This window comes from Salinibacillus aidingensis, assembly GCF_039522525.1.
GTDB lineage: Bacteria > Bacillota > Bacilli > Bacillales > Alkalibacillaceae > Salinibacillus > Salinibacillus aidingensis.
Genome location: NZ_BAAADO010000002.1, coordinates 500916 through 513096 on the forward strand (window position 1 = coordinate 500916; position 12181 = coordinate 513096).

Annotated in this window: 10 protein-coding genes; 3 read left to right on the forward strand and 7 right to left on the reverse strand. The window is 43.0% G+C overall.

Features of this window, described 5'->3' with window-relative positions; translation table 11 throughout:
- Positions 1-13: 13 nt before the first annotated feature.
- Positions 14-943, reverse strand: a complete 930-nt coding sequence (gene cysK, locus ABD006_RS06045) for a cysteine synthase A (RefSeq protein WP_343838765.1) — start codon at positions 941-943, stop codon at positions 14-16.
- Positions 944-1153: 210 nt separating this feature from the next.
- Here cysK and ABD006_RS06050 point away from each other — a divergent pair, with 210 nt between their 5' ends.
- Together ABD006_RS06050 and ABD006_RS06055 are read left to right on the forward strand one after the other, a co-directional pair.
- Positions 1154-2329 carry an MFS transporter gene (locus ABD006_RS06050; protein ID WP_343838767.1) on the forward strand — a complete coding sequence of 392 codons (1176 nt, stop codon included), beginning with the start codon at positions 1154-1156 and terminating at the stop codon, positions 2327-2329.
- 59 nt (positions 2330-2388) lie between these two features.
- Entirely contained in the window at positions 2389-3867 is a 1479-nt protein-coding gene (locus ABD006_RS06055; RefSeq protein ID WP_343838769.1) for an amidase family protein, read from the forward strand.
- 264 nt (positions 3868-4131) lie between these two features.
- Here the strand turns inward: ABD006_RS06055 and ltaE are convergent, their stop codons facing one another.
- Positions 4132-5151, reverse strand: coding sequence for a low-specificity L-threonine aldolase (ltaE, locus tag ABD006_RS06060; RefSeq protein ID WP_343838771.1), 1020 nt, complete (start codon positions 5149-5151; stop codon positions 4132-4134).
- A gap of 130 nt (positions 5152-5281) precedes the next feature.
- Here ltaE and ABD006_RS06065 point away from each other — a divergent pair, with 130 nt between their 5' ends.
- Positions 5282-5461, forward strand: a complete 180-nt coding sequence (locus tag ABD006_RS06065; RefSeq protein ID WP_343838773.1) for an H-type small acid-soluble spore protein — start codon at positions 5282-5284, stop codon at positions 5459-5461.
- 38 nt (positions 5462-5499) lie between these two features.
- On the opposite strand, the gene ABD006_RS06070 is transcribed toward ABD006_RS06065, so the two are convergent.
- The 5 genes from ABD006_RS06070 to helD all read right to left on the reverse strand — a co-directional run bounded on the left by ABD006_RS06070 (position 5500) and on the right by helD (position 12146).
- On the reverse strand, positions 5500-5832 hold the full coding sequence (locus ABD006_RS06070) for a DUF2680 domain-containing protein (RefSeq protein WP_343838775.1): 333 nt from the start codon (positions 5830-5832) through the stop codon (positions 5500-5502).
- A 75-nt stretch (positions 5833-5907) separates the two neighbouring features.
- Complete coding sequence (locus ABD006_RS17980) at positions 5908-5994, reverse strand: BBE domain-containing protein (RefSeq protein ID WP_425542196.1); 87 nt, start codon at positions 5992-5994, stop codon at positions 5908-5910.
- Complete coding sequence (locus tag ABD006_RS06075) at positions 5987-7276, reverse strand: FAD-binding oxidoreductase (protein WP_343838777.1); 1290 nt, start codon at positions 7274-7276, stop codon at positions 5987-5989. Before ABD006_RS06075 ends, ABD006_RS17980 begins: the two co-directional genes overlap by 8 nt.
- A gap of 432 nt (positions 7277-7708) precedes the next feature.
- On the reverse strand, positions 7709-9274 hold the full coding sequence (locus tag ABD006_RS06080; RefSeq protein WP_343838779.1) for a BCCT family transporter: 1566 nt from the start codon (positions 9272-9274) through the stop codon (positions 7709-7711).
- A gap of 532 nt (positions 9275-9806) precedes the next feature.
- On the reverse strand, positions 9807-12146 hold the full coding sequence (gene helD / locus ABD006_RS06085; RefSeq protein ID WP_343838781.1) for an RNA polymerase recycling motor HelD: 2340 nt from the start codon (positions 12144-12146) through the stop codon (positions 9807-9809).
- Positions 12147-12181 lie beyond the last annotated feature (35 nt).

Consider the following 12181-nt stretch of genomic DNA (forward strand, 5'->3'; position numbering starts at 1 on the left):
ACTAGTGCAATGTTTATTCATCAAAAAGATCACTTGATAAGTATCTTTCCCCTGTGTCCGGCGCAATGGCTACGATAACGTCGTCAGGAGTCTTCCGCTTAGCTACTTCCAGAGCGGCATAGCATGAAGCACCGGCTGATGCACCAACTAAAATTCCTTCCTCTCTGGCTAACTTTCTCGTGATGTCATACGCCTGTTCATCTTCAATCTGAAAAATTTCGTCATAGACCTCTTCATTCAGTGTATCCGGAATAAAGCCCGGGCTGGTTCCAACCAATTTATGCTTTCCTGGCTTGCCTCCTGACAGAACTGGAGAGCCTGCGGGTTCAGCAACGTGGATGGTCAGATCCTTATAATATTTTTTCAGTTCCTCCCCTGTACCGGTTATTGTTCCTCCTGTACCTGCTGTCGCTACAAACGCTGTAAGAGGTTTATTTAATTCCTTCATATCATTGATAATTTCCACAGCGGTCGTATGGCGATGAGCATCAGGATTAGCCATGTTTTCAAATTGAAGCGGAATAAAGCTATCCGGAATTTCCTTTTGGAGCTCCTCAGCTTTCCTGATTGCTCCAGGCATTTTTTCCGCGCTTGGTGTCAGCACAATTTCTGCACCATAAGCCTTCATTAGCTTAATTCGTTCTTTTGTTGCCGAGTCAGGCATCACTAAAATAGCACGGTACCCACTGGCAGCTGCATTCATAGCCAAACCAATGCCTGTGTTTCCGCTGGTAGGCTCAATGATTGTGGACCCTTCCTTCAGGTAACCCTCTTCCTCTGCCTTTACGATCATATTATAGGCAGCCCGGTCCTTAACACTCCCACTTGGGTTAAACATTTCAAGCTTAACGTAGACCTGTGCACCATCCTTGGGTGAAAGCTTATTTAATTTGACTAACGGTGTATTTCCGATTAACTCAGACATATTATTAACGACGGTCATGTGAAAATCCCTTCCTTTTTGCTTCATTCGTGTGTGTTTTTGATTTTATCATATTTGGGTACATTATCGAATACAGAAAGAATTGGTGCAACTTCATTCCCTTTTTAATCATATTTCGTTATGATATATATTTAGATACACGAAATAATTGGAAGGAAGGGATCTGTCATCTCAGATATAGAAAAAATAACAAAGAGAAATTTAGCGATCATGTGGTTTGCCAACTTCTTTATTGCTGGCAGTATGACGATGGTTATCCCGTTTTTATCTTTATATATTGAAACCTTTGGAAATTTCTCCGATAAATATGTGCAAAACTGGTCCGGATGGGTATTTGCCATTACCTTTATGACGGCCTTTATCTTTTCACCCATCTGGGGAAGGTTTGGTGATTACTACGGACGAAAGAAATTCTTAATTATTGCGGGCATTGGGCTCAGTATCAGTGTATTTTTAATGGGCTTTGTTACGAATGTGATTCAACTCTTCTTTCTGCGTATGTTTATGGGATTATTCTCAGGCTTTATATCCACGGCCCAGGCTCTTATTTCCACTCAGACACCAAAAAAAGATGCAGGAAGAGTGCTCGGTACTCTGCAAACCGGAAACGTTACCGGAACCCTGCTTGGCCCTCTTTTGGGCGGAGTGATTGCAGATACCTTTGGCTATTCCATGACCTTTCTTGTCACATCCGTCCCTCTGATTCTCGCATCCGTATTAGTGATCTTTGGGGTGAAAGAATATAAACTGGAGTCAAAAGAGGAAACCGAAACCAAGTATTCAAGAAAGGAAGTTATTCAGCATATATGGCGATCCCCTGTTTTATTAATGGTGATGTTTATTTCCATCATTGTTCAGGTCGCGCATTTTAGTATACAGCCCATCCTGTCATTATATGTTGGGGAATTGCACGGACCTGCGAATTTAGCCTTTTTCTCCGGGCTTGCCTTCTCTATTACGGGATTGGGAAATTTACTGATGGCCAGAAGATGGGGCCGGTTAGCGGACCGGTTTAACCATGAAAAAATTCTTGTCTTACTGTTGTTCTGTGCTGCAATTGTCTACTTTCCCGGAGGATTTGTGACAAGTATCTGGCAGCTGGTCATTATCCGCTTTTTGCTGGGGATTACGTTAGGGGGAATTATCCCGGTGCGGGTCGCGTTTATTCGTCAGGCTGCACCTATTTCCATTCAGGGGGAAGTATTAGGCTATAACACGAGTCTCCGTTTTCTCGGTAATATGTTGGGGCCTCTTTTAGGGGGACTCATCTCCGGTTATTTCGGAATCTCATCCGTCTTTTTCGTATCCAGTACACTGCTGTTTTTGGCAGGTGTTTCATTTTTCATCACGCTGCAAAGACATCCTGATCCAGTGAATCAATACTAATGAATTCCTGCAGAACGCTGGAGCTGGGCATGGACATTATAAGAAAGGAAAGATGCCATTTGTTTAATAAGAGGTTGAAAGAAATCGCAGACCATCAATTACTGGAAGCTACCATTGATCAGATTCAGCATGCACTCGAAAATGAACGAATCACATCCAAAGAGCTTGTTTTGATGTATTTGTATCGCATTCAGCGTTATGATCAGGATGGTGTAAAACTGAATTCTATTTTGGAAATCAATCCTGAAGCTATTCATCTCGCCGAAGCACTCGATACAGAAAGAAAAAATAAAGGAAAAAGAAGCTCATTACATGGAATTCCGATTCTGTTAAAGGACAACATAGATACCCATGACAAGCTGCATACCAGCGCCGGCTCCCTTACCTTAAAGGATCACACTGCCAATAAGGACTCTTTTGTTGCCAAACAGCTCAAGCAGGCAGGGGCCATCATATTAGGAAAAGCTAATATGACGGAATGGGCAAACTTCATGACAGACGGAATGCCCAATGGCTACAGCTCCAGGGGTGGCCAGGTGCTGAATCCTTATGGCCCGGGAGAGCTTGACGTTGGGGGATCAAGCAGTGGCTCAGGGGCGGCAGTGGCGGCCAACCTGGTCACGGCAGCTATCGGAACAGAAACATCCGGCTCGATATTAAGTCCGGCAAGCTCAAACTCGGTTGTAGGGGTAAAACCAACTGTAGGGCTAATCAGCAGAGCAGGAATTATTCCCATTTCCCACAGTCAGGATACAGCCGGACCTATAGCAAGAACCGTAAAGGATGCTGCGATTGTACTAAGTGCCATTGCCGGAGTGGATGACGAAGACCCGATAACGAACACCAATCTTCATCCAACTGTGGATTATGTATCCTTTTTAGAAAAAGAGGGGCTGGAAGGGACCACCATAGGTATTGCCCGTGATCCTTATTTTGGATTACTGGATGAGGAAGAAAAAGAAACAATGGAGAAAGCCCTGACTGTGTTAAAAGAACATGGAGCAGAGCTTGTGGATGATGTCAAAATGCCTTCCCAGGATGAAGATTGGGATATGAATACGCTGATCTATGAATTTAAAAACGGAATTAATACCTATCTTCAACAGACAGAAAACCATGTTCCCGTAAAATCGTTAGAAGACGTGATCCAGTTTAATGAGAAGCATGAGGGTCGTATGCTTAAATATGGACAGACCTTATTAACCAGCAGTGAAGAAACGAGCGGAAATCTCACAGAATCGGCCTATTTAAAAAGTCTGGAAAAGGATGTCTATATGTCCCGGGATAAAGGAATAGATGCGGTCATGAAGGAGAACGAACTAGACGCCATTCTGTTCCCAAACAATGTCGGTGCCGCCATACCTGCAAAGGCAGGATATCCATCGATTACAGTTCCGGGCGGATATACACGCAGTGGAAAGCCTCTGGGCATTACATTAACAGGAAAAGCCTTTGATGAGGGGAAATTATTAAAAATGGCCTATGGATTTGAACAGGCAACTCAATTGCGGAAACCACCGGAATTAAAAGATTCATGATAAAGTGAAACTTCCATCAGTGGGGGGGTTCTCCATCCCCCCCACTGATGGTTAGTTGAACTTATCAGGTATTTACTGGCCGTTTATCCCCCACTTAGTCTTGTTGGGGTACCCTCAGGTATTACGGCCAGTTAATGCGTGATAAATCCTTAAATACACCCCTTTAAAATGGACCCCAAAATTCAGCTTTTGGGGTCTGTTTTATGTGGGTTATAGGACTCAGCAGATATATCCTTAAAAAATATCAAATCCTTTAAGCTTGCTCTAAATGATTCCCTTTATTAACTTCAATACTGTCTCTATATCCTCACTGGTTACATCCAAATGTGTCACGAGACGAATAGAATCCGGCCCAATGGCACCGGCCAATACACCCTTTTCCTTTAGACGTTCAACAAATTCAGACGCTGTATATGGTGTGCCCTTTACATTTAACACAATAATGTTCGTTTCCACATCATTTTCAACGGTTAACCCATCCAAGCGGTCCAATCCTTCTGCCAGTTTTTTTGCATTTTTATGATCCTCTGTTAACCGATCCACCATGTCCGTTAATGCAACAATCCCGGGCGCAGCAATAATCCCTGCCTGACGCAGGCCCCCGCCCAGCCGTTTTCTCCATTTTCTGGCGCGCTGAATAAAGTCCTTAGAACCAGCGATGATTGAACCAACCGGCGCTCCCAGTCCTTTCGACAGGCAAAATTGTACAGTGTCTGTATAACTTGCATAGGTTTGAACCGATATCCCTGATGCCACAGAGGCATTAAACAATCTCGCCCCATCTAAATGAACGGGTACCTGATTTCTCCGGGCAACTTCATAGATTTCCTTCATATTTTCAAACGGAAGGATGGTTCCACCTGATTGATTGTGGGTATTTTCGAGACCAATCATCCCTGTTTCAGGAAAATGAATATCATCCGGCCGAATTGCCGCCTCCAAGTCTTCCGGATTCATTGCACCCTTCGTTCCCTTAATGGGACGTGGCTGCACCCCGGCAAGGGCAGAAATAGCCGCACCTTCAAACTTATAAATATGCGCATCCTCTTCCAGGATTATTTCCTGTCCTGGTTTGGTATGCGTAAGTACGGCCAACTGATTCCCCTGCGTACCACTTGTAACAAATAGTGCAGCTTCCTTGCCGGTTACTTCAGCAGCTTTAGCCTCCAGTTCTTTAATCGTCGGGTCTTCTTCATACACATCATCCCCAACCTCTGCTTCCAGGCTTGCCTGGCGCATTTTATCTGTTGGTTTTGTTACGGTATCGCTTCGTAAATCGATCATTGTCCAGTCCTCCCTTAACCTCATCATACTATAGCCATCAAATGGTGAGAAAGAAAATCCGCTCTGTATAATTAAGAAAAAATTCCAAAACCTAAAATTGGCAGGAACATCGATAAGAGGAGGTAGGAAAATGGACCGTCAGCGAGCACAGGAAATTGTAGACGCACCAAAATTAATTAATGTTACCCATAATGGAACACCTGTTTATATTCAGCATGTAGATGAACATAGTGATATGGCTCGCATTTATCCTTTAGATTCACCCAATAAAGAAGAGGATGTTCCACTAAAAAGTCTGAAAGAGCATTAAAAAGAAGGGCTGTACCCCGCTAGGTACAGCCCTTCTTTTTAATCTTCTTCATCTTTCTTGTGTTTTTTATCCTTCCAATATGGGACATAACCGTTTTCCTTGAGTTTTTCCTGATGCTCTTTCATATGCTCCAGTTTCTTTTCCGCTTTTTCCTCGCTTAAAACCCCAAACTCTACATATTTGCTGACCAATTGTTCATGCAGTTTGAACATTTGACTATGCAGAGCCTCAAGCTCCTGCTGTTGAGCATCATTGAGTTCGATGTCTTCCAGATTGGTCTCCATTTGATCGTGATCCTCAGCACTGATAACAGGAGCCGAAAGACCGAGAGTGAGCATGAAAGCAAAGCATAAGGCGATCCATTTTTTCATATGTATATCCTCCTTCGCATCGTGATTCTGTCATAGTTTGTGAGCAAAAGTGGAAAATATACATATTTTTTAAGATTAAGATTGCGGGGAAATGTTGTGATTATGACGGAATACATTTTCAGGATCGTATTGCTGTTTTATCTCTTTTAGCCGGTTAAAAATTCAGCCCATAGGCACGCTTGGTAATCGAGTCCCCTAATCCTATCCCATTTAAGTAGGATGCGTTCAGATGAGAGTAGGGCAATAGCTCATGATAGACCGATTCCACCCAATTTTTTAATACTTCTGCATCCATATCCGGCATGACCATAGCATCGATGAATAGTACAAAGGCAGCATCACGTACAGCAAATGCAGTTTCATCAACAGGTACCCGATTCATTTCACCATTCAGGGCCCATAATTGCACTAAGATGCTTGAAGAAGGAGCCTGATCTAATTTTGTCAGAATTTTATTTATGACACGATCATCCAGCGAGGAAAAATAAAGGGAGGTTCCATATACAGGGATATTGCTTTCCACCATGGCATCGAGCTTGGATTGCAGCTCTGTGTAAGGGAAAACACCCGATTGATCAACAACCGGCTTGGTAATGTTGCGGAGAGGCATTAGGACAGATTCTCCCTCCTCAGGGTCGCCTGCATACATGCCGGTAAGTGAAATGACTTTTCGATGATGCAAAAAGTCCGGTAAAAATGGAGCCGGGGGCAGCTGCATGGCTGTAATATTAAAGGATACTTCATCGGGGGCATCTTTTATATACGCCTGAGCTTTACGTAATACCTCACCTGCATCTTTAAAGTCATACATGACATCCAAACCTAAAATATTCGGGCCTATTTCATGAAGTTTAAGCGCAAACTGAGTCACAATTCCAAAATTACCGCCCCCTCCGCGAAGGGCCCAAAACAAATCCTGATGATGCTTAGAACTGACCTCCAGCAATTTGCCATCTGCTGTTACAATACGCGCACTCAAAAGATTATCACTCGTCAATCCATATTTGCCTCTCAGATATCCTAATCCTCCCCCAAGAGCCAGGCCCCCAATTCCAGTCTGGGATACTGTACCCGTTGGAGTAGCCAGCCCATACTTCTGAGTTTCCATATCAATATCCCGCAGTATGGCTCCACCTTCGACATATGCAATTTTCCGGTCAGTGTCAACGTCGACATTCCTCATTTCGGATAAATCAATCATTAATCCATGATCACATACAGCTGTCCCTGCTACGTGGTGGCCTCCACCCCTCACGGAAATGGTTAAGATCTCTGTCCTTGCAAATGTAACAGCAGCCCTTACATCCTCTTCCGTAAGACAGACGGCAATAGCCTTTGGATACCGTTCGATTCCGCCATTAAAGACCTTTCTCCTCTCATTGTATTCATGGTGTTCAGGCAGTAACAGCCTGCCCTTCAGTTTTTTACTAAGAACATACGACATTGCAATCATCCTTTATAACGAATTTAATATATTGATTATACCAGTTTCAAAAGCAAAGGGGTATATGGATTTTGAACTTTCAAAATATTTTTGCATAAAAAACAAGGCACGCTCATGAAGAGAATGCCTTGTTTTTTTATTATCGAGCGGCGGCTATAGGACCTAAACGGTCGCCTTCGCTTTTCTTTGTCCAGCTGCGGCTCCTAGGTCAAGGCGGATATAAGTCAAAGCCATTCCGTGGCCAAATGCATGCCACTCCATGTCTTCGTCTTATCCCGCATGACCTGATCAGTCGCCTTCGCTTTTCTTTGTCCAGCTGCGGCTCCCAGGCCCAAGCGGTCATAAGCAGAATATCCTACATGGCCAAAAGGCGGCCACTCCGGATATTCTGCTTATGCCGTCGGACCTAAACGGTCGCCTTCGCTTTTCGTATTAACTTGCGGCTTTTTCTGCTTCTTCTTTATCTGCAGCATCTGCAGCTGCCTGTTCTTTTTCGCTCCACATCATTTTGGCCACTTTTACAGACGTCCATACAGGAGGCAGTAAGAGCAGGGAAACCGGAACAGCAGTTACTACGATAAAGTTTTGTAATGCTGAAATACTTCCCTCACCGATGGTTAAGAGAACAACCGTCAGGATACCGAACATGACCGCCCAAAATACACGGATCCATCTGGCTGGGCTGTCAGAGCCGGTAATGGTAACGGCAACGGTATAAGACATGGTGTCAACCGTTGTAGCAACAAATACGACCGTAACCAATAGGAAACCTAAAGCTAAAATGAATCCCATTGGCAGCTGATCCATGATGGCCATTACAGTTGCCGGCATTCCACCTTCATTAAAGGCTTCAGAAATAGAGCCTGGATTATTGAGCTCCTGGAATAAACCAGTACCTCCAACAACCGTAAACCATAAGTTACTGACGAGTGGGGCAATGACAGAAACAGCCACAATTAAATCACGGATCGTTCTTCCGCGGGATATTTTACTGATAAAGATAGCCATCATTGGTCCATATCCCAGGAACCAACCCCAGAAGAAAATGGTCCAGTAACCCAGCCATTCCTGATCGGCCCGGTACATGGACATTTCAAAGAAGTGCTGTAACTGAAAGGCCTGAGCACCAATAAAGGAATCAATAATAAACATTCCTGGCCCTACTAATAGAATGGCAATTCCTAAGACAAGAACCATAATAACATTGATACGACTTAATAACTGAATTCCTTTATCTACACCTGTTGCGGCTGAAATCGCAGATATGGTCACAAGTCCTGCCATAATAATAATATTTGTTGTCAATGTATTTGGAATCCCAAATAAATCATTTAATCCATAGCCAGCCTGTAATCCAAGAAAACCAATTGGACCCATTGTACCGGCAGCCACTGCGATAATGGATACGATATCCGCCGTAGATCCAATGACACTTTTACCAAAGATTTTCTCACCAAATAATGGGTATAAAATTGTACGAGGTTTTAGTGGATATCCTTTATGATAATGTGCATACATGAGGACGATTGTTGCTAAAGTTCCCAATGTTGCCCATGCCAGGAATCCCCAATGCATAAAGCTCTGCGCCAGAGCCGGGAGCACGGACTCAGAGGGTGTCATTCCTTCTGATGCAAACAATGGCGGAGTGGACATGAAGTGTTGTATAGGTCCGGATGCAGCCCAAAACACACCACCACTAGCGAGTAAAGTACATAATATCATAGCAACCCAACGGAAATAACTGTTTTCTGGTTTGTCTTTTTTACCAAGTTTTAAACTTCCATATTTGGAAACAGCTAAGCCAATCCCTACAAAGAAAATAGCCAGCAATAAAATTTGCCAATAAGCACCAAAGTATTTTGCTGACCAATTAAACGAACTTGTCACCCATCGGCCAACCATATCCATATCAATTAAAGAAAATATAACAAATAGTCCTAAAAATCCACCACTGACGATCATCGTGGTCCAGTCCGTTTTCGGTTTGAACGATTTCATTCTTTTCCTCCTAAAGTAAAATACACAGTTTATTTTTCATCATGCTTCTAATCTTTCGTTCTTATTCATTTTTCTAGTATAGTTTTTCGAATGAAATCGTTTATGGGACTGATTTACAAACGGCTTTTTTACGAATAATTAAATGCCTAAAGTAGTCGTCTTGGATACTTACACCTACCCTGTTTTTGTTTTATCAGAGCCCTGTTTGAAAGGGGCATGTTATGATTTACCCAAATTGAAAGCTCTTAAAACATCTTTTTAGAATTATAGGGAGAAAATTTATGTGCGTCAACACTCATTTTGTTTCAAATCCTTCCAATTCTTCTCATATGGATATAAAGAGGGGATGTGTTGTTAAGTATATCTTTTATTGCTATGGTATAGCGTCATATGCTCCCGGATAAAGCAGATTTGTCCATTTATCATGGATTTCAGCTTTGTTCAGAAGAGATACCCCCGACCTTTTTCCCTTACCGCAAGTCTAAAAGTAAGAAGTCAAAAGTCAGCTGGTTATGACTTTTGACTTCTTTGTCTAATCTTTTACCACTTCATATTTATCTTTTGGAACTTCATGAATAAATGTGCATGGCGCTCCAGCTGACATCATCACCAGTTCATGCATGGCCCGAGTGCATGCAGTATAGAAAAGATTCCGCTCCAGTTCATCCTGGTAAACATGTTCAGAAGCATTATAAAGAATCACTGCATCAAATTCGATTCCTTTTGCCAGATAGGTCGGTACAATGACAATGCCTTTTTCAAATGTGGTGGTTTCTTCATCAATTAACGAAACAGAAAGCTGTTCCTGCAATTGATGATAGGCTTTTTCAGCTTCCTGCATGGAATGACAAATGACCGCTATCGTTTCATGCCCTCTCGATTGCAGCTCCTGAATCGTATTCTTAATGGAGGCGGACAGATGCCCTTCCTCAGAAACGATTTTAAGAAGAGGCACTTTACCGTCCCTGTTGAAGGCTTGGATCCGGTCGCCTCCCTCAACGATATGCCGGGTAAATTCCACAATCGGCTTTGTTGAGCGATAGCTCTTCATTAATGTAATTTTCTCCATTTTCTCCTCATGAGAGGCATCAATAACTGTATCCCCCAATAAGGCATGAGCATAAATAGCCTGATTCACATCGCCTAACACGGTCATCTGGCTGCTTGGAAATTTATCCTTTAAATAAGCAAATTGAAAAGGAGAATAATCCTGAGCCTCATCAATAAAGACATGACGTATCCCCCGATCTTTCATGGACCCCAGTAAATGGTCATGAACATATAAGTACGGGGTAACCTCCTCCCATGAGAGAAACTTCCGGCTCAGATTTTCAATACTTTGTCCACTGATAACTCCCCATTCTCTCGGAAGATTTTCCTGGTTGAAGTCATAATGGGACCATTCCTGATAAAATTTCAGATAGGTCAGACGTACATTAACAAACTGCAGCCTTTTTATTTTTCTCCTTAGTGGATTCATCCGCCTGCGGACAACCCATTTACGCAGCTTTTGTTCTTCTCTTTCGTAATCATCAAAGGTTTCATCATTAAAGTTTTTCTGCTGATCCAGCTCCTGGAATGCCTGGGCATAATCCTCTTTGTCCAGCAGCTCGATTTCAGATAAAACCCAATCCTTTTGCCGCTCTGTTTTTTCAACTTCAGCGAGCTTTTCCAGAATCCAATCACAAACCTCATCCATCCGATGGGCAATAGTAACGTGGGAATCAAGGCTGTAAAAATAATGATAAATCTCATCCTTTGAGACAAGCACCCTGCCTTTAAAGGTTATATTGCGAAACTGAATCCCTTCTGCCGACAAGGCGTCGAGGAAGTTATCCAGAAGCTGTTTAAACGTTAAACTGGATTTAAAGTGAATCGCAGCCATTTTCTCCTCATATTGTCCGTCAAATCGACGGGTTAAATATCGTTCCATCTGCTCGAACGGGGTTTCGATCTTGAAGGATTCCCTCAACCGTTTTTCTAAGTATTCCTGGAAGGTCGTCTGTTTCATATTTGCTTCCCCAAGCTCAGGCAATACATTAGCCACATAGCTGTTAAACAGAGGGTTGGGGGAGAATAGTAAAATGTTTTCCGATGTCAGGGACTGACGATGGCGATACAATAAGTAAGCCACCCGCTGTAAGGCTGCAGATGTTTTTCCACTTCCCGCCACCCCCTGGACGATCAGAATTTTATTATTTTCATTACGGATAATCTGGTTCTGCTCCTTTTGAATCGTCGCCACAATACTTTCCATCGTTTCACTGGCATTTTGGCCAAGCACGGACTGCAGCAGGTGATCTCCAATGGTTATCCCTGTATTAAACATTCCTTCCAGCTTGCCATTTCGAATAATGAACTGGCGTTTAAGCTTGATTTCGCCTTCAATCGTCCCCTCAACTGTTTCATATTCCGCCCTGCCTGGGGGATAATCGTAATACATGCTTGAAATAGGCGCCCGCCAGTCATAGATTAAAAAGTTTTCCTCATTGGCATCCATTAATGATGAAATACCAATGTAAATCTGATCGGTCTCTTTTTCCCCATCCTCTAAAAAATCGATCCGGCCAAAATAGGGATTATCCTTCAGTTTATCAAGGGTCTTCAGCCTTTCACTCCACTGTCCGTGGCTTCGTTCTCTTTCTGAAAGGAGCTCGGCCTGCTGTTTAATACTCGCCTGGGTCTCAATGACATCATCAGGCTCATCAAGATTGACCGTCACATCCTCCCAGAAGTTCTTCCTCAGCTCAAGAACACGATCCTTTACTTCACCAACATTTGTTTTCAGCTTTTGTATGACTTTATCGATCTCTTTTTGAACGTTTCTAATCCGATGTTCTTCGGCTAATCGCTCCTGATTTTGCTCATCCACGTAATCACTACCTTACATGATCTTATGTTTTCTAC